Below are 19,048 nucleotides of genomic sequence, written 5' to 3'. Positions count from 1 at the left end.
CAGAGGCACGTTGGTCAAGAGTCTGATGGGTCAGAGAGGGGCGTCCGCGCGTCGCCCCTCGGCACACGATAAAAAATCAGGCAGACAGACGGTCGTCTTCGCCTGCGTTCTGATCGTGCGGTTCGCCGCCATCCAGTTGCGCTTCCTCGCGCTCCTGATCGAGCATCGCGCGCGCCTGATGCGTGAGCTTTTCCAGGATGCCCGGCAGCATGTCGCGCTCCGCACGCGTGAGACATGACAAGAGGCGCGTGTTCCGCTCTTCCGCAATCGGGAACACTTGCGACACGAGCGCCCTTCCCTGCGCCGTCAACGTGATGATCACACCGCGTCCGTCCGTGGCATCGGCTTCCCGCGCGATCAGGCCGCGCTCCTCGAGGCCGCGCACCGTGCGGCTCGCCAGTCCGCGATCGAACTGTGCGTGCTCCGCGAGACGATTCATGGACATTCCGCGCTTGCCGTGCAACAGCGCGATGCAACGCCACTCATTCATCGTCAGGTTGAAACTGCGTTCGTAGGCGCTCGATGAACCCTTCGTATAAATGTTCGAAAGCTGCCGCAACTGAAACGAGACGAGGTCTCTCAGATCGCCAAACTCTGGTGCGTCCGACCGCTCAGCTGGACCACGCTCGGCCAATGCAGCCTTCCCTTTCTTTACCGTCGTTCCCACAATTTCCTCCTGTGGCTCGATCTATCGGGCCGCATCGAAATTTACATGACATCGTCACACATTTTAGCAGATGGATTTGACGAGTACGGGGGTCATACGTCCCGGGCACGCCGCCTCGAACCAAGCCATTGCAACACGAGCAGCGAAATTACAGAGATCGAAATCAGCAGCGTCGAAATGGCCGTGATAGTGGGATCGAGCTGGTCACGAATGTCTTCGAACATGAGGCGCGTGAGCGTCGCATTGTCGCCGCCAGAAACGAACAGCGCGACCACAACTTCGTCGAACGAGGTCATGAAGGCGAAGAACGCCGCCGCGAAAATCGAAAGCTTGATCTGAGGCAATGTCACTGTTACGAACGCCTTCAACCGCGACGCGCCAAGACTGCGTGCCACCAACTCCTGATTCGCGTCGTAGGTCTCGAGCCCGCTGTTCACTGAAATGATGACGAACGGCAATGCGAGCATGCAATGCGCGATGACGAGTCCTGTCACGGTATTGTTCAGCCCGGCGCGCGCATAAACGAAGAACGTGCCGATCGCGACCAGGATGAGCGGGACCATCATCGGCAGCATCAGGAACGTGCGCAGCGCGCGCGTCCACTTCGTCTCGATTGCGCGCAGCGCATATGACGCCGCCGTGCCGAATCCGAGCGCGAGCACCGTGCTCGACAAGGCCACGCGCAACGACACCATCGTTGCCGCTCGCCATTCGTCCGATGCGAAGTACGTGTGATACCAGCGCACGCCCCACTCGCGCGGCGGAAACTCAAGATAGCTCGCATTGGAGAACGACATGGGCACGACGATGGCACAGGGAACGATGAGAAACAGCATCACCAGTGCACAGAAGACGTAGAGCCAGAGCCGTTGTCCATGCGTGATCTGCGTATCGGTTGCGTATCCGAGCATTTCATTTGCCTCCGTACATGCGTTCGAGGCCGAAGAGCCGGCCGATCGCCGCGAGCACGATCATCGTCAAGATCACCAGCACGACACCGAGCGCGCTCGCCGCGCCGGGATTACCGGACATGGCAACATCGTTCTGAATCTGCATCGAGAGCATGTTGATGCGTCCACCGCCGAGAAGCGCCGGCGTAACATAAAAGCCCAAGCACAGCACGAACACGAGCACCACGCCGGCGGAGAGCCCCGGCAGAGTCATCGGGAAGTACGCTTGCCAGAAGGCCTGAACGGGGGTTGCGCCACAGTTGGCGGCGGCGCGCATGTAGACCGGATCGACCGCTTTCATCGCGCTATAGAGCGGGAGCACGAGACAGGGCAGCATCACATGCGTCATGCCGATCGCCGTGCCGGTGAAGTTGTTCACCAGTTGCAGCGGATGATCGATCAGATGCAGGTTGATCAGCCAAGTATTGACAAGTCCGGTACGCTGAAGCAAGACCATCCATGCATATGTGCGTACGAGCGTCGAAGTCCAGAACGGCAGCACGACGAAGACCATGCAAGCCGATGCGACACGCGCCGGAAGTTGCGACAGCATGTACGCGAGCGGATAACCCAGCAGCAGCACCAGCACCGTGACGAGTGCCGACATCTGAAACGTCGAGAAGAACGCGTTGCGGTAGACCGGCGTTGCGAGGCGGGCGTAGTTTTCGAACGAGAGTGCCCCCGACAGATCGAACGCCGATTGCCACGCGAGCCATGCAATCGGCGCGACCAGTACGACGAGCACCAGCACAAGCGCGGGTACCAGCAATGCGCCAAGGCGCAACTGTTCGAAAACGAGACCGCGCGCGAGCGCCGTTTGGTTTTCCGGCAGCGCCGATTGCAGCGCCTCGCCGGGCATTTGAACAGATACGTTTCTCATGATCAGTCTCGCACCACCACGCTGTCTTCGGCGCGCACGCCGACGGTAATGCGATCCCCTTCTGCGATGACGCGGCTTTGGGCAAAATCGCCGCCCGTGCCGCGCCGGATCATGATTTCGTGTCCTTGCGGCAGCGTGACATAGAAGAGGTTCGAGTCGCCCTGATACACACGCTGCTTGACGACACCCGGCAAGCAATTGAGCGTATCGACCGGCGCGTCGAGCAGGATCGCGCGGTCCGGCCGCAGCGCGAGCCACGGCTTTCCGGCGCCATCGGGCACCGTACCCGACGTGTGAAAGCGGTTGCCGAACGCGGTGAATTCGCCGCGCGCTTCATCGAGCGGAACGAACGCCGTCTCGCCGATGAAGTCCGCCACGAACTTGCTCGCCGGGCGCTCGTAAATGACCTCGGGCGTATCGAACTGCGCGAGCTTCCCCTTGTTGATGATCGCGATGCGGTCCGACATGGTGAGCGCTTCAGTTTGATCGTGCGTGACGTAGATGGTCGTCATTCCGAGCCGGTCGTGCAAACGGCGAATCTCGATTTGCATGTGTTCGCGCAGTTGCTTGTCGAGCGCTGACAGCGGTTCGTCCATCAGCATGATCGACGGTTCGAACACAATGGCGCGCGCCAGCGCAACGCGCTGGCGCTGGCCGCCCGACAGATGCGCGATATTGCGCTCGCCAAGATCTTCAAGCCGCACGACAGAGAGTGCATGCCGCACTTTCTCCGCTATTTCCCCGCGATTGACCTTACGCAGCCGCAACGGATAACCGACATTCTGCGCGACCGTCATATGCGGAAACAGCGCGTAGTTCTGGAACACCATGCCGATGCCGCGCTTGTGCGGTGGCGCGAGCAGCAACTCCGCGCCGTTCACCTTCACGCTGCCGGAACTGGCGCGCACGAAACCGGCGAGCACCATCAGCAAGGTGGTCTTGCCCGAACCGGACGGTCCGAGCAACGTGACGAATTCACCCGCGTTGATGTCGAGCGAAACGTCCTGCAACGCCGTGAAGTTCTCGTAGGTCTTGCAGACGTTCCTGATCGTAACCTGCGATGCCATATGTCACCTCCATTTCCCTTTGGCGCGCCGCCAAGGCTCACTGATTGATAAGCGCGCGAAGGCTTTCGTTGCCCTTTTGCAGGTTCTGATCCATGCCCCACCAGGCGCCGTTCATCGGTACTTGCTGGGCACGGTTCTGCGGCGAAGAGTTCGCTTTTGCGAGCACGTCCGGCGAGAACTTGCGAATGTCGAACGCCTTGCTGTTGACCGGTCCGTAGAACGGCATCACCTCGGGGATGTTTGCCTGAATTGACGGCGTCACCACGTCCGCGATCAGCTTGCGCGCTTCAGCGACATGCTTTGCGCCCTTCGGGATCGCGAGACATGCGTACGCGAGCAGGCCCTGATTAAACGTAAAATTAACGGGCGCGCCCGACTGGAGCACGGGCGCAATGCGGCTGCCCCAAATCGCTTCCATGTCCACTTCGCCATCGCGCAACAGTTGCGCCGATTGCGCGCCCGACGTCCACCACGCGCTGACGTTCGGCTTGATGCGTTCGAGCGATTTGATCGCGCGCTTCTGATCGAGCGGATATAGCTTGTCGGGAGTCACGCCATCGGCCAGCAGCGCGATTTCCATCGTCTCTTGCGGTGCCAGCGCGAGCGAGCGCTTGCCGGGAAACTTCTTCACGTCCCAGAAGTCCGCCCAGGTTTTCGGCGGATTGTCCTTGTACTTGTCTGTGCGATAGGCAAGAACGACCGAATAGTAGTTGCTCGCGATCCAGTCCGAGCCCTTCGCTTCGGCCGGAATGCCGTCCGTGTTGATGAGCTTGTAGTCGAGCTTTTCGAAGAGGCCTTGCGTGCTGCCGGTGGCGCATTCCTCCGCGCCCAACTGCACGACATCCCATGCAGGCTTGCCCGACGCCACCTGCACGCGCACCGTCGCAAGCCCGTCGTGGCTTTCGGTGCGCAGATCGAGGTTCTCCTTTTCGGCGGCGGGCTTGATCAACGCCTTGACGATATTCTTCTGGTAGTCACCACCATAGCCTGCAAACGTAATGGTTTCGCCCGCGATGGCTTGCGTCGCCGCGAACCCGCACAAGGCGAGCGTTACCGATAAAACGCGCGCGCGCGGCGCGATGCTGAACGTGCTCATGTCTTCTCCTGTGTCCCGCTGGATCTGATTTTGGGGTAGATCGCGCCGCCTCTGATCGGCGGCGCCGGGCTCAAGCCATTTTCAACGCCTGCGCAAGCGCGGTGTCGAGCCGCTCGAACAGCAAGTCGATCTCCGCTTCCGTGATGATGACCGGCGGCGCGATACACACCGCATCTCCGAGCGGACGCACGTTGAGCTGCGCCTGCGCCGCGAATTGCGCGACGTTCGCGGCCATCTTGCGATCGAGGGGGAATGGCTCGCGCGTTTTCTTGTCCCCGACGATTTCAAGCGCACCCATCAGGCCGAGACCACGCGCTTCGCCGACGAGCGGATGCTCCGCGCGATCGTTCAGCTTGCGCTGGAAGTAATCCCCGACACGTTTTGCATGCGCGATGAGGTCGCGTTCGCGGTAGATGTTGAACACTTCATTGGCGACCGCCGCGCACACCGGATGCCCGCCGTACGTGTAGCCATGACCGAAGAGCCCGATCTTCGCGGTCTGCTCCTTGAGCACGCGATACACACGGTCGTTGATGAGCAGCGCGGAAATCGGCAGATACGCCGACGACAGCCCTTTTGCGCTTACCAGCATGTCCGGCTGCAGCGCGTATTGCTCCGAACCCCACCAGTGACCGGTGCGTCCCATGCCGGTGATGACTTCATCGACGATGAAGAGAATGTCGTACTTGCGCAGCACCGCCTGCACGCCTTCGAAGTAGCCCTTTGGCGGCACGACCACGCCGCCCGTACCCATCACCGGTTCCGCGATGAAGCCGCCGACCGTATCGGGCCCTTCGCGCAAAATCGTTTCCTCGAGTTCCGCGACGAGGCGCGCCGAAAATTGCGCTTCGGTTTCGTCAGCGACAGTCGTGCGGTAGAAATGCGGGCAGCTTACGTGCACCACGCCCTGGATCGGCAGATTGAAATCGCGATGAATGTGCGGCAGGCCCGTCAGGCTGCCCGTGGCGACGGAGGTGCCATGGTACGAGCGCTGACGACTGATGATCTTGCGCTTGTCCGGCTTGCCGACACCGTGATGGTAGTACCACACGAGCTTCATCGCGGTATCGTTGGCTTCCGAGCCCGAGCTCTGGAACAGCACCTTCGACATCGGCGCGGGTGCGTGGCGGATCAGATTCTCGGCCAGCTCGATAGCCGGCTCGGTCGCCTTGTTTGCAAAGTTCTGGTAGTACGGCAGACGCGCAAACTGGCGCGCCGCGGCTTCAGCCAGGCGCGGCTCCGAGAAGCCCAGGTTCGTGCACCACAGACCCGACATGCCTTCGAGATATTCCTTGCCCGTAGAGTCCGTGACGAACACGCCGCGACCTTGTGCGATAACGACCGGTCCCGCCGATTCATGCGCGCCGAAGTTCGTGTGCGGGTGGATTTGATAAGCGATGTCACGCTCGCGCAATGAAGTTTGATCCATGCTTTTCTGAGCCTCGTATCGAGAAAGTCTTCCGTTGCCGGCGGGCGTTTGAACAACGTGACGCAGCCGCTGTCGTTAAAATCAAGAGTAATTGACAATGTCACGCATGTCAAACAAACGGGGTGCTTATGTGACTAGGGTTCTACCCGCATATGACGTTAAAGCGGAAGATCTCGACCCCGTCTTTGCGTGATAGACACAACGATTATGCAAAACGTGCGCGGCACGCTCCCGCGGTTGACGTCGCACGCCGCACATCAGATATCGAGCTGCGACACATACTTGAGATTCAAATACGCGTCGATCGCCTCAGCGCCCCCTTCGGTGCCGTAACCGCTGTCCTTGACGCCGCCGAACGGCACTTCCGGAAACGCGATGGCGATCTGGTTGATTGTCAACATGCCGGTTTCCACTTCAGCCGCGATGCGATGCGCCTGCTTCGCCGAGCGCGTGTACGCGAACGCGCAGAGGCCGTAAGGCAGGCGGTTGGCTTCCGCAATCATGTCGTCAAGCGAATCGAATGCGTTCACGACCGCGATAGGACCGAATGGCTCCTCGCTCATGATGCGGGCCGGTCCGGGTACGTCGGTCAACACGGTCGGTTCGAAAAAATAGCCGCGCTCGCCAATGCGCTTTCCGCCCAGGCGCAGCGTGCCGCCGCAAGACTGCGCGTCATCGACGAGGCTTTGCATCGCGCGCAGGCGGCGCACGTTGGCAAGCGGCCCCATCGTCACGCCTTCTTCGAGGCCGTCGCCCACGCGTACTTTCGACATCGCAGCGACCAGCTTGTCGATGAAAGATTCATACACCGCGCGCTGCACGAGAAAGCGCGTCGGCGACGTGCAGACCTGACCCGCGTTGCGCAGCTTGAATGCACCGAGCTGCGCAGCGGCCGTGTCGATGTCGGCGTCATCGCAAATCAGCACCGGACCGTGGCCGCCGAGTTCCATCGTTGCTTTCTTCATATGACGGCCAGCGAGTTCGGCTAGATGTTTGCCGACGGGCGTCGAACCCGTAAACGAAATCTTGCGGATCGCCGGATGCGGCACGAGGTATTCGGAGATCTCGGCCGGCACGCCGTACACGAGATTGACGACACCGCGCGGCACGCCAGCATCCGCGAACGCGCGAATCAGCGCGGCGGGCGCAGCGGGCGTTTCTTCGGGCGCCTTTACGATGATCGAGCACCCCGCCGCGAGCGCCGCCGACAGCTTGCGCACGACCTGATTAATCGGGAAATTCCACGGCGAGAAGGCTGCGACCGGACCGACCGGCTCCTTCATCACGAGTTGATATGAGCCGGGGATACGCGACGGCACCATGCGCCCATACGCGCGTCGCCCTTCGTCCGCGAACCAGTCGATGAGATCGGCGGCAGACATGGCTTCGCCCTTCGCTTCCGCGAACGGCTTGCCTTGTTCGAGGGTCATCAGGCGCGCGATACCTTCCGCGCGTTCGCGCAGCAGGTTCGCCGCGCGGCGCATGATGTTGGCGCGCTCGTACGCGTTCATGCGCTTCCATGTGTCGAAGCCCGCTTGCACGGCGGCGACGGCGGCATCGAGATCGGAGTTCTCCGCGTGCGCCACCCGGCCGATCACCGCTTCGGTGGCCGGATTGACGATGTCGATGGTGCGCGCCTGCGCGCCCGCTTTCCATTCGCCGTCGATAAAAAGTTGAATATCTTCGTACATGCGTTGCTTCTCCTGTTTTCATTGGGCAATCGGCGCGACCGCGAACACGGCGCTCGCAGTCGCGACGGCGTCGCCATCGGTGTTCCGGGCTTCGGCCTCGCAGAAAGCAAGTGTCCGGCCGCAGCGGCGCATCTGCGCATGCACGACGACGCGTCCACGCGCGGGCTTCAGGTAGTTCACGGTGAGGCTCGCCGTGCCGAGGTTGTCCACGCGCGCGCCGCTGCGTGTGGCGAGTCCCATCGATGTATCGAGCAGCGCCGCGAGCAGGCCGCCGTGCGCATTTCCATGACGGTTCGAATGGCGCGACTTCACATCGCAGGCGAGCGTCGCCCAGCCATCGCCGTGATCGATCAGCTCGAAACCCTGCTCGATACAGAATTCCGATTCGATGGCGAGCGCGTTCATATGGCGCTCACCGCGGCGGCGCGGTCCGTAAGCATAGGATTGAGACCCGTGCGCGCCACGCGGCTTGCGAGCGTTCGTCCGAGCGCTTCTTCGCAGGCGAGCGATGCACCCATCATCGCCGACAGATCGATGCCGGTATCCACTCCCATCGTTTCGAGCACGTTCACGAAGTCTTCGGTGCAGACGTTGCCCGTCACGCCGCCGCCGTACTTCACTTTCGCCGGATGGCCGCCGACGCCGCCGAACGCCACGTCGAAATGTCGCACCCCCGCGTCAAGCGCGGCGAGGTAGTTGACGATGCCCGTGCCGCGCGTGTCATGGAAATGCGCGATGGCATCGACTTCCGGAAGCGCGCGCAGCATCCCGCGAAAAAGGCGTTGCGTGGACGCTTGTGTCGCCACGCCGATGGTGTCGCCGAGCGTCACATGACGCACGCCAAGCGTGGCGAAACGTTCGACGTCGGCAAGCACGCTGGCTTCGTCGATCGCACCTTCGAACGGACACCCAAACGCGACTGAGATCGTGCCAATCAGACGAAAGCGCCCTTGCGCGGCATGCGCCATCGCTTCTACGCGCGCCCATTGTTCCGCGCGCGATGCCTTGAGATTGCGCGTCGAATGGGCTTCGCTCGCGGAAACCAGAAGGCTGATTTCGTTCGCGCCGATTCCCACGTCGAGGTCCGCAAGCGCGCGTTCGACCGCGCGCACGTTCGCGCAGGTCGCCTTGTAATGGACGCCGTCGACGCGCGGCAGGCGTTTCAGCACGTCGGTCGCATCGGCGAATTGAGGCACGACCGCCGGATTCGAGTAAGAGGTGGCCTCGACGCGCGCGAAACCAGCGCGCGCAAAGCGGTCGATGAGCGCGGCCTTCGTCTCCGTTTCGATGAAGTCGGTCTCGTGCTGTAACCCGTCGCGTGCGAAGCACTCGCACAGAGTGAGATCGGACATTGTTTGGGCTGTTCCAGAAATGGTTGACTGTCGAACGCATCAAAACATCGATGTGATTCATTGTCAACTAAATATAAAACCCGTTCCCACTCGCTATTAACCGAGCAAGATCGGCTCTTATAGCCTAAAAACGGGCCTCATAGCGAACTGTAACCGTAAGAATATTGTCGCGCGATCTGCTCGAATGCGGGTTAACACGCATGATTTAACGTTGTACTGCGTGCGTGAATCAATCATTTTTAGTTGACTTCATCACACATCGACTCTAATCTTGGTTCATGCGCCGCATTTGGCGGCACCGTTCACCGCGCCAAGGACCCGACCGCTCATGACTCCAACCGACAGCCTCCTCATCGAAGACCGCGCCTCGGTGCGCGTGCTCACGATGAATCGCCCCGACAAGCGCAACGCGCTTAATAACGAACTCACGCAAGCCCTGGTCGATGCGCTGCACGCTGCCGAGCGCGATGCAAGCGTCAAGTCCATCGTGCTCACGGGCGCGGGCAAAGCGTTCTGTGCAGGGGCGGATGTCAACGAATTTGGAGGCTTCGTCCAGCAAGGAGATGCGGCAAACGCTGCACAAGCCGCGCTGGATCGCGCGCATCTCACGACCGGGCTGCATCGCACGTTCTCGCAGATCGGCAAGCCGGTAATCGGCGCGGCGCACGGCTATGCGATGGGCGGCGGCGCAGGTCTCGCGCTCGCGTGCGACATGCTCGTTGTGGGCGAGAGCCTTAAACTCGGCTATCCGGAGCTGAAGCACGGCATCGTCGCGGCCATCGTCATGGCGAACCTCGTGCGCCAGGTCGGACGCAAGACCGCATTCGAAATGGTGTCGCTCGGCGAAGCGGTGGACGCGTCGCGCGCGCTGTCGCTGGGACTTGCGAACCGCGTAGTATCGGACGAAACGATGCTTGATTCCGCCGTTGCCATTGCGGAACGGCTTGGAGCTTTCAACGCGCCGGCCATGTCCGCGACCAAGCGGCTCTTTCATCGCGTCGCGGATCTGCCGCTGCAACAGGCGCTCGATGCATCGCTCGACACCAACATGATGATGCGCAGCTTCCGCCAGCCGCAGACGAACGACAAATGAACGCATTCAGCACGTCACCTGTGAAGCCGCTCGCCAACGTCACCGTAATCGAACTCGCGCGCGTGCTCGCTTGCCCATTCGCGGACATGATCCTGGCCGAACTCGGCGCGAACGTCATCAAGATCGAACAACCCGGCACGGGCGATGAAACACGCAGCTTCGAGCCGCCCGTTGGCGATGAATCCGCGTATTTCTTCGCGTGCAATCGCGGCAAGCAATCGGTCACCGCGAATCTTAAGACCGATGCGGGACGGCGCATCGTGCGCGAACTCGCGGCGGGCGCCGACATCGTCATCGAAAACTTTCCGGTGGGCACGCTCAAGCGTTACGGGCTAGATCACGAAGTGCTGCGCACGGAAAATGAACGGCTCATCTATGTGTCGTGCACGGGCTTCGGGCAGACCGGTCCGTACGCGAAACGCAAAGGCTACGACACGGTGTTCCAGGCGATGGGCGGGCTCATGAGTCTGACCGGCGAGCGTGGTGGCGGTCCGGTCAAACCGGGCTTGCCGATCGCCGATCTGACCTCGGGCATGTGGATCGCAATCGGCCTGTTGTCCGCGCTCAATGGCCGTTCCTTGACGGGAAAAGGCTGCCACATCGATTTCTCGATGCTCGACGGACAGGTGAGTTTGCTCACGCTTGCCGCCGGCCGATACTTCGCGCTGAACGAAGTGCCGCCGCGTCTGGGCACCGAACATCCCGGGCGCGTGCCCTCGGCCACGTTCGCATGCAGCGATGGCGCCTTCGTGCATATCACGTGCAGCGATCAGCACTGGCTGCCGCTATGCGAACTGCTCAAACTCGATGTCCTCGCCGCGGATCTCGATTTGATGACCAACGCGGGGCGCGTCGCACGCCGCGAGCGCGTGATGAGCGCGCTTTCAAAGGCGATTTCCGGATGGACGCGCACGGCACTGTGTGAAGCGTGCGATGCCGTAGGCGTGCCCGCCGGCCCGATCAACGACATCGCCGAGGTGCTTGCCGATCCGCATGTGCGCGTACGCGGCATGGTCGGTTCCTTCGAGCATCCGACGGTCGGCATCTTCGGCGCTCTGCCGCTGCCGTTCAAGTTCGACGGTTTCGCCGATCCCGAAGTCGTGCGCCCGCCTCTACTCGGCGAACACACGGAAAAAGTCCTGAGCGAACGACTCGGTTACGACGCGCAGCATATCGCCGCGCTGCGTCGCGACGGCGCGATCTGAACGCATCATAGAGACACACCGGAAGACACCATGACAAGTAACGACACGCTTATCGTCGAGCGGCGTGAACACGTCGCCGAGATCGTGCTGAACCGGCCCGAGCAACGCAATGCGCTCAACGGGCCCATGTGCGATGCCTTGCGTGCCGCCGCCATCGAATTGCGCACTGACGAATCGGTTCATTGCGTGATTGTGCGCGCGAACGGTGCTGTGTTTTGTGCGGGGGCGGATCTGAAGGAGCGCAAAGGCATGTCCATTGATGACGTGCGCGCCCGCAGGCTGAAGGCCTTCGCCGCCTATGACGCGCTCGAGCAGATCGGCAAGCCGTGCATTGCTCTCGTCGAAGGCCCGGCGGTCGGCTCAGGTGGCGAGATCGCAATGGCGTGCGATTTCATCGTCGCGACCCGCGACGCGAGTTTTCGCACGCCAGAAGCGTTGTGGGGCACGGTCGGTGCGACGCAGCGCCTGCCACGTATCGTCGGCAAACGGCTCGCGAAGGACATGGCGTACACGGGGCGCGCGTTATCCGCGCAGGAAGCGCAGCAGGTCGGACTCGTGTCGCGCATCATCCCGCACGACGACGCGTTGACCCTTGTGCGTCAGATGGCCGACGATATTGCTGCCGCGCCGGCACTCGCTATGCGCCTGACGCGCGATTGCATCGATCGCGGGGTGGAAACGGACCCGGCAGGCGCGCTCGCCATTGAAATGCTTGCGATCGACACACTTCTTCAGACCTCGGACTGGAAGCAATCCATTGCTTCGTTCGGTCAAACCAGCGAAACCGCCAATCAACCTCGGGAAAACGGCCATGCATGACGCGAACACGGACTACGCCGCCTATGCGGCGCAATTCGGCCTCACCGGCGCCGTCACGTTGCCCGCGATTCTCGCACGGCGCGCCGCCGATACGCCGGATGCCGAAGCGCTTGTCATCGATAACGTGCGCATCGACTATCGAACGCTGCATGAGCGTGTGCAAAGCGCCGCCGCGCGCATGCTCGCGGCTGGCGTAGAGCACGGCGAGCACGTCGGCATTCTGATGGGCAACTCAGTCGACTGGGTCGTGCTGTTCTATGCTGCAGCGTCGATCGGCGCGGTGACAGTGCCAGTCAACACGCGCTTCAAGGTCGACGAACTGAACTATTGCCTGAAGCAAGGCGACGTCCGTGTGCTGTTCTATGTCGATACGTTCCTCAACATCGACTACACGCAATTGTTGCGCGACGTCGAACCGGCGTTCGATACGACACTGCCCGGCGACGCGTTGCCGATTCTGCGTCGGGCGATCATGGTCGGTGACTCCGCTCGCACCGTGCCCGCAGGCGTGGAACGCTTCGATGGCCTGGCTGACACGCCCGAACTGCGTACCGAAGCCGCCGCACGAGCACAACGCGTCAGCCCCGACGATATTCTGCTGATCCAATACACCTCGGGCACGACTTCATTTCCGAAGGGCGTTCTTCTGCGCCATCGCAACATGTTGATGAATGCGGCCGCGTCCGCGCTGCGCATCGGGGTGCGCGGCGACGACCGTTATTTCAGCGTACGGCCGTTCTTCCATGTTGCGGGCACGACGCTCTCGCTGCTCGTCGCACTCGTCACGGGTGCATGCCTTTTGTCGGTGCCGTCGTTCGATGTATCGAACGTTCTCACGATTCTTGACGAAGAGCGTTGCACGCTCACATCCGGAAACGACACCATCTTTCTAATGCTGATGGGCCACCCCGAGTTCGCGCGCGAACGTATTCATCTGCGTGGTGGCTGGGCGGCGGCCGGTCCCGAGATCATGCAGAAGATCTATGACGTAATGGGCGTGAAATATATGGTCGGCGCGTATGGGCAATCGGAAGCGTCGCCCAACGTCGTGCTCAACGATTGGCGTGATCCGCTCGAGATTCGCGTCGCGGGCTGGGCATCGCCGCATCCGGGCATCGAGATTCGCACGGTATCGACGGAATCGGGCGAAGTGCAGTCCACGAACACGCCCGGCGAAATCCAGGTGCGCGGCTGGAGCGTGATGAAGGGTTACTACAACAAGCCCGAGGAAACCGCGAATGCATTCAGCGAAGATGGCTGGCTGCGCACCGGCGATCTCGGCGTGATTGATGCCGATGGACGCCTGCGCATGCTTGGCCGCCTGAAGGACGTGTTTCGCGTCGGCGGCGAAAACGTCGCGCCCGCCGAAGTTGAGGAAACGCTGTTCTCGCATCCGGCCGTGCAACTCGCGCAGGTCGTCGGCGTGCCCGATGCGCGCCTGGGCGAAGTCGCCGCGGCATTCGTCGTGCTGCGACCTGGCACCGATGCGACGAGCGAAGAGCTGATCGCCTTCTGTAAGGGTCGGTGTGCGAACTTCAAGGTCCCGCGCTATCTAGAGCTGGTCCATTCGTTCGATGACATCGGCATGACGGGAAGCTCGAAGGTGCAGAAGAACAAGCTGCGCGACTATGCAATCAGGCAATTCGGGCTCGCGTAAGCACACGGAAATCACCATGATCCAGACACGACTAACCCGGATGCTGAACATCCGCTATCCGATCATTCAGGCGGGCATGAGCTGGGCGTCATCGAACGCCGCGTTGCCCGCCGCCGTCAGCAAAGCGGGAGGCCTCGGCGTGATCGCCGCTGGCCCTATGTATCTCGACGCCTTCCGCGATGCCGTTCGCGAAGTCAAAGCAGCCGTGAATGGCCACGCGTTCGGCGTGAACCTGCCGCTCTACCGCCCGCAAGCCGAACTGTTTCTCGACGTCATCGAAGAGGAGCGCGTGCCCGTCGTGTTCGCATCTCAAGGCGGCGCGAAGGCGCATCTAGAACGCTTTCGCAGCATCGGCACGCGCTGGATTCACGTTGTGTCCACGCTTGAACACGCGCGTAAGGCGACAAGCGCGGGCGTCGATGCGCTCGTCGTGGTCGGCGCGGAGGCAGGCGGGCATCCTCCAGCCAACGGGGTGAGCACACTGATCGCGGTGCGACGCGCCGTGCAGGAATTCTCCGTGCCGATCGTTGCGGGCGGCGGCGTCGCCGATGGCTATGGCGTCGCTGCCTTGCTCGCGCTCGGTGCAGACGCCGTACAGCTTGGCACGCGCTTCATTGCGACGCGCGAGTCTGGAGTGCACGAGAATTACAAGCATGCGGTGCTCGATACCGAGATCGACGACACCGTGCTCGTCGGCGTGCGCAAGCTGCCGGTCCGCATGACGAAGAACGCTTTCGCACACGACGTGCTGCATGCAGACAAACACGAAGCCGACGATTCCGCTTACGACGCGCTGTTCGCGAGCAGCACGCTACGTCAGGCTGCGCTCGATGGCGATATCGAACGTGGCAAGGTCGAACTCGGCCAGTCGGCGGGTTTGATTCGCGATCTTCCGGGCGCGGCGGAAGTCGTCGAGCGGATCGTCGGAGAGTATCGCGACGCCATCGCGCGGCTGGTGGGATAAGTCGGAGAGACGGCGCGATCGCGCCTCATCCGAAGCACGACTGTCCGTCCCATGTCGAGACCTTTCATGCGGTATGTCGACGTGGCGAAGAACTGCGCCCGCGATGGTCAAAACTTACTCTGAATATCGCGTTTCGTTCAAGACCTGAAGGTGCGCGCCCACCGGAAAATTCGACAGCTTTCCAAAGTCCGTACCCTCATATCCGACGAGCTTGCCGTCGGTCTTGCGCCGCTCGAAATCGATCAGGATGATACCCACGGTCGGGATGATCTTCTCGCACCAGATGAACAAATAGAGTTGCTCTGCGATGGCAATGTAATAGCACTGATCGACGTCTGCAAGTTCCGCTTCGACCCCGCTCAGGCAATGCCAGGCGTAGAGGTTCCTGTTGAGATAGACGTGCTCGTACCTTTCAGTAGCGGAGTAGTCGTACAGGACCCGCTTGCCAATCAAGTCGTCTGTCGGAGCGTGAAGCGGCGTTTCAAGATGCATGCCGTCGGTGAGGATTCTGCCATGGCGAATCCTCACCGACACAGAAGTCAACGGCAATCCCCGTTCTACGCGAGCAATGGCATCGATACGCGCTTCAGACTCGGATGGAAGCAGCCCGACGACCGATGTTACGAGGCCTTTCCCCATATCGAGGACTAAACTCGTCGTCGCAGAAGGGCGTGTATCACCGCCGCCGATGAAGTCGACAAAATAGACGCTCGACCGCAACGATGTGACGCGGCACGAGAAGTCGCTTTCGCCGAAGCGAATCCGTTCGACCCCAGGAAAACTCAGCGTTTCGAGCGTTCCGCCTCCAAAGTCCAACTGGATCGTGCGCCCTGCGAGATCACTGACAGAAGCAAGAATATTGCTCTCAGGAGCAAAGCCCTCGGCGAGAGCACCGACGGGAATGAAAGGGGGCTGGGTCGACATGACAGCATCTCCGTTTGATTTGAATACGCGAAAGCGACTGAACAGCAGTTTTTGATCGCCACGCTGGGAAATACTGTAGCCACGCTGGCATCTGCGGGGAATCAACTAAAAGGATGATTCTTCGCAACTCATTCGTCGCTCGCCGATCTCGATGGCGGGCGGTGACTTTTCGGCCGTTGCCATCGAGACCGCTCATGAGCGTTCCGTCTGCGAGATTTGACGCGTCAGTGACGAATGAATACCGATTTAAGTTCCGTATAGTCCTCGATGAACGCTGAACCGAACTCTCGCCCTATCCCTGATTGCTTCACGCCACCGAATGGCACGGCGGGGTCCAGAAAGGTATGCATGTTCACCCAGACTGTCCCAGCTTCGATTCGCGGAACGTAACCAAAGGCTTTGCTGAGGTCGTTCGTCCAAAGGCTAGCGGAAAGCCCGAAGGGAGTGTCATTGAATAGGCTCAGAAGCTCCTCCTCTTCGTCATAAGCCAGGAGCGTTGCGATGGGACCGAAAGTCTCCTCGGTAAGCAAGGGGGCATTTGCATCGCTTACCAAGATTGCCGTGGGTTTCACGAAATATCCGGGACGGTCGAGAGACTCGGCCCCATACACGATCGTGCTGCCATCACTTCGTGCCTGCGAAAAGAATGACTGAATCTTCGCAAAATGGGCCTCGTTCGAAAGAGGACCGAACTGCGTCGCCTCGTCCATAGGATCGCCAATCCTGAACGACGCTAGCGCCTTCGAGAGTTTCTCGAGAGTTTCGTCGATCCTCGACCGGTGAACGAAAAATCGCTCGCCCGCAGCACAGATTTGACCTTGGTGCACAAATCCGGCCTCGAGGATGCCAGCTACCGTTCGATCTGCATCCACATCCTTAAGAAAACCGACGGAGTTCTTGCCACCCAATTCCAGCGTCGCCCTAGTGAGCTTTGACTGCATTGCGACGCTACCCACCGCCATTCCAGTTTGCACGGATCCCGTAAAGCTGACCTTGGCAGTGTCTTTGTGCTCGATAAGGCGACGCCCGGCCTCTCCGCCTCCGCTGACCACGTTGAGTGCACCCGCAGGCAATCCAGCCTCTGTCGCAAGTTCGGCGATTCGCAAAAGAGTGAGAGGCGTAAATTGACTGGGTTTGATGACACTCGTGCAGCCGGTTGCCAAAGCTGAAGCGAATTTCCATACTGCGATCATGATCGAGAAGTTCCAGGGAACAATCCCGACCACAACGCCAACCGGTTCGCGACGCGTAAAAGCAGTGTATTTTTCGCCGTTGAAAGACGGCAAAGACGGTGTGATCGTCTCACCATGAATGCGAGTCGCCGCGCCAGCGTAGTGACGCAGAAAGTTCGCTGCCTGATCGACCTCGAATGCGCGGGCGATCTGGATGATTTTTCCAGATTGAATGGTCTCGAGTTGAGCAAGCTCCTCGCGATGTACAAGCAGCAGATCGGCCAAACGAAGCAGGACATTCGCGCGTTCTGCCGGCGTAGTATTAGCCCAGGAACCGCGGAATGCTTCGAGGCTCGACAGAACCGCGGCATCGACGTCATCTTGTGTAGCATCAGCGACGCTCGCGACGACTTCACCGTTCGCAGGGCTGACAATATCGATGCGCGGCCCTTCTCCGCTGATCAAATGACCGTGAATGTAATGACCGTGCTTTCGCTCAAGGAAAGCTTTGACTTCTGGAAGCAGGGAAACGAGTGACATGGTGTAAATTGTCCTGACTGTTTGACCGAAAGAGCTATCGTCGACCGTGCCAATAGCCCGATGTCTGATGCATGATTTTGCCGAGCGTGACCAGAGTAGCGCGGTACTGATCTTTGAGCGCAATAGACTGACGCGGAATGGAACTCAGCAAACGGTATCGCTCGGATCCACCCAATATTCCTTCGGCGAGGATCTTGCAGATGATTTGGCTGGGTGTCACGCCGAATCCGCTGTATCCCTGAACAAAGAACACGTTCGAGTGTTCCTTTAACGTCCCGAGCTGGGGGAAAAGATTGCGCGTTGCCGCCATTGGGCCGCCCCAGGCGAGGTCGATCTTGACGCTGTTGAGGTAAGGAAAAACCTCTGCCATCAGCTTGTGATTCCATGCCTTTAGGTTCGCAGGAATATGCTCGATGATCGACGTGGAAGAACCGAACATCAACCTGTTGTCGTTGGTCACCCGAAAATAGTTGATGACGGGCCTGATGTCGCTGTAGGCACCGCGAATCGGACTAATGCGCTCGATCAGCTCCTCGCTCAACGGCTCCGTGACAGAGTTAAACGCCCACACGTTGATAGTAGTGGCGTGAAGTTCCGGCTCGAGCCGATTAATGAAACCGTCGCAGGCCCACACAAGCTTCTTCGCGCTAACGCTGCCATTTGCGGTTCGGACGCGAACCCGATCTCCATAGGTCACTTCGACCGCCGGGCTAAACTCGAAAATGCGAACTCCGTAGATCTCGGCCGCCGCTTTGGCTTCGCCAAGCAACAGATTGAGAGAATGCACGTGCCCACCACCCATATGCATCAAGCCAGCATGGTAGACGTCGGACCCTACAAGCTTCCTGACATCCGTTCCCTCGACGTACTGAATTTGGTCACGCCCACCCAGAGCCTTGAATTCTTTTTCCCACGCTTGCAGGGTCTTGGCCTGGCGTTTGTTGTAGGCAAGGTAGCCGTAGCCGTTTCGAAAATCGGCATCGATGTTGTAGCGGGTAATGCGCTCACGCATGATCTTGGGCCCGAGATCACTCAAGGCAAAAATCGCCTGGACGCCCTCTTCCCCGATATCGCGCTTCACCGCGTCGAGATCATGGCCAATCCCAGCCATGACCTGCCCCCCGTTCCGCGAGGTTCCACCATAGCCGAGATGCTTTGCTTCAAGTACCACGACGTCGGTAAGTCCATTCTCCGCTAGTTCGAGAGCCGTATGAATTCCCGAAAAACCGCCACCAATGATCACGACCTCTGCTTCGAGCTCTTCCTCGAGCTTTGGAAAGCGAAGATCGTACTTCTTGGTAGCCGTGTAGTAAGTTGCCGTCTCATCAGTATGCATTGCCGTCTCGACCTTGCTGCAAGCGTTGATCACAGTTTCGTCGCTATCGAGGGCCTCGGCGCAGCGCTCTGGTGCACAGCTCCATCGATGACGACCTGAGCTCAACTTTACGAAGATGCGCAGTGTTGCAATAAGCACATTTCGGCAATCCATGACGGCCCACGGGTAAACAAGGACATCAGCCAGCCCCCCAAGTCACGTACGAC

At 60.3% G+C, this 19,048-nt stretch carries 17 protein-coding genes; 5 read left to right on the top strand and 12 right to left on the bottom strand.

What is annotated here, in order from left to right; all coding sequences use genetic code 11:
- Positions 1–76: 76 nt before the first annotated feature.
- The 9 genes from AWB79_RS30845 to AWB79_RS30805 all read right to left on the bottom strand — a co-directional run bounded on the left by AWB79_RS30845 (position 77) and on the right by AWB79_RS30805 (position 9,132).
- Positions 77–667 (bottom strand): MarR family winged helix-turn-helix transcriptional regulator, encoded by a 591-nt coding sequence (locus AWB79_RS30845; protein ID WP_374728577.1) that lies wholly within the window; start codon positions 665–667, stop codon positions 77–79.
- Between the two features lie 92 nt (positions 668–759).
- Positions 760–1,578: an ABC transporter permease gene (locus AWB79_RS30840; protein ID WP_061171237.1), complete on the bottom strand. Its 819-nt coding sequence runs from the start codon at positions 1,576–1,578 to the stop codon at positions 760–762.
- A gap of 1 nt (position 1,579) precedes the next feature.
- Positions 1,580–2,497, bottom strand: a complete 918-nt coding sequence (locus tag AWB79_RS30835; RefSeq protein ID WP_082862520.1) for an ABC transporter permease — start codon at positions 2,495–2,497, stop codon at positions 1,580–1,582.
- Between the two features lie 2 nt (positions 2,498–2,499).
- The gene (locus tag AWB79_RS30830; protein ID WP_061171236.1) at positions 2,500–3,564 is read right to left on the bottom strand and encodes an ABC transporter ATP-binding protein; all 1,065 of its coding nucleotides are present in this window, start codon (positions 3,562–3,564) and stop codon (positions 2,500–2,502) included.
- Between the two features lie 37 nt (positions 3,565–3,601).
- Positions 3,602–4,660 (bottom strand): ABC transporter substrate-binding protein, encoded by a 1,059-nt coding sequence (locus AWB79_RS30825; protein ID WP_061171235.1) that lies wholly within the window; start codon positions 4,658–4,660, stop codon positions 3,602–3,604.
- Positions 4,661–4,730: 70 nt separating this feature from the next.
- The gene (locus AWB79_RS30820; RefSeq protein ID WP_061171234.1) at positions 4,731–6,089 is read right to left on the bottom strand and encodes an aminotransferase; all 1,359 of its coding nucleotides are present in this window, start codon (positions 6,087–6,089) and stop codon (positions 4,731–4,733) included.
- A gap of 257 nt (positions 6,090–6,346) precedes the next feature.
- Positions 6,347–7,780 carry an NAD-dependent succinate-semialdehyde dehydrogenase gene (locus AWB79_RS30815; protein WP_061171233.1) on the bottom strand — a complete coding sequence of 478 codons (1,434 nt, stop codon included), beginning with the start codon at positions 7,778–7,780 and terminating at the stop codon, positions 6,347–6,349.
- Positions 7,781–7,798: 18 nt separating this feature from the next.
- Positions 7,799–8,185 carry a PaaI family thioesterase gene (locus AWB79_RS30810; protein ID WP_061171232.1) on the bottom strand — a complete coding sequence of 129 codons (387 nt, stop codon included), beginning with the start codon at positions 8,183–8,185 and terminating at the stop codon, positions 7,799–7,801.
- Positions 8,182–9,132, bottom strand: a complete 951-nt coding sequence (locus AWB79_RS30805) for a hydroxymethylglutaryl-CoA lyase (RefSeq protein ID WP_061171231.1) — start codon at positions 9,130–9,132, stop codon at positions 8,182–8,184. Before AWB79_RS30805 ends, AWB79_RS30810 begins: the two co-directional genes overlap by 4 nt.
- Before the next feature lie 328 nt (positions 9,133–9,460).
- On the opposite strand from AWB79_RS30805, the gene AWB79_RS30800 reads away from it, so the two are divergent.
- Genes AWB79_RS30800 through AWB79_RS30780 form a run of 5 tightly spaced genes read left to right on the top strand, consistent with a single transcriptional unit; the run spans position 9,461 to position 14,870 of the window.
- Positions 9,461–10,225: an enoyl-CoA hydratase/isomerase family protein gene (locus AWB79_RS30800; protein WP_061171230.1), complete on the top strand. Its 765-nt coding sequence runs from the start codon at positions 9,461–9,463 to the stop codon at positions 10,223–10,225.
- Entirely contained in the window at positions 10,222–11,430 is a 1,209-nt protein-coding gene (locus tag AWB79_RS30795) for a CaiB/BaiF CoA transferase family protein (RefSeq protein ID WP_232471071.1), read from the top strand. Before AWB79_RS30800 ends, AWB79_RS30795 begins: the two co-directional genes overlap by 4 nt.
- A 30-nt stretch (positions 11,431–11,460) precedes the next feature.
- Positions 11,461–12,249, top strand: a complete 789-nt coding sequence (locus AWB79_RS30790) for an enoyl-CoA hydratase/isomerase family protein (protein WP_061171229.1) — start codon at positions 11,461–11,463, stop codon at positions 12,247–12,249.
- Positions 12,242–13,906 carry an AMP-binding protein gene (locus AWB79_RS30785; RefSeq protein ID WP_061171228.1) on the top strand — a complete coding sequence of 555 codons (1,665 nt, stop codon included), beginning with the start codon at positions 12,242–12,244 and terminating at the stop codon, positions 13,904–13,906. Before AWB79_RS30790 ends, AWB79_RS30785 begins: the two co-directional genes overlap by 8 nt.
- A 16-nt stretch (positions 13,907–13,922) precedes the next feature.
- On the top strand, positions 13,923–14,870 hold the full coding sequence (locus AWB79_RS30780) for an NAD(P)H-dependent flavin oxidoreductase (protein WP_061171227.1): 948 nt from the start codon (positions 13,923–13,925) through the stop codon (positions 14,868–14,870).
- 114 nt (positions 14,871–14,984) lie between these two features.
- On the opposite strand, the gene AWB79_RS30775 is transcribed toward AWB79_RS30780, so the two are convergent.
- From AWB79_RS30775 to AWB79_RS30765, 3 genes are all read right to left on the bottom strand, one after another.
- The gene (locus tag AWB79_RS30775; RefSeq protein ID WP_061171226.1) at positions 14,985–15,794 is read right to left on the bottom strand and encodes a MoaF C-terminal domain-containing protein; all 810 of its coding nucleotides are present in this window, start codon (positions 15,792–15,794) and stop codon (positions 14,985–14,987) included.
- 224 nt (positions 15,795–16,018) lie between these two features.
- Positions 16,019–17,506 carry an aldehyde dehydrogenase family protein gene (locus AWB79_RS30770; protein WP_061171225.1) on the bottom strand — a complete coding sequence of 496 codons (1,488 nt, stop codon included), beginning with the start codon at positions 17,504–17,506 and terminating at the stop codon, positions 16,019–16,021.
- A gap of 34 nt (positions 17,507–17,540) precedes the next feature.
- A complete protein-coding gene (locus tag AWB79_RS30765; RefSeq protein WP_061171224.1) occupies positions 17,541–18,842 on the bottom strand; it encodes an NAD(P)/FAD-dependent oxidoreductase in 1,302 nt (433 codons plus the stop codon).
- Positions 18,843–19,048 lie beyond the last annotated feature (206 nt).

The organism is Caballeronia hypogeia, from assembly GCF_001544875.2.
GTDB lineage: Bacteria > Pseudomonadota > Gammaproteobacteria > Burkholderiales > Burkholderiaceae > Caballeronia > Caballeronia hypogeia.
Note: the sequence above shows the minus strand (reverse complement) of the source record. Positions and strands in the feature narration are given on the sequence as shown.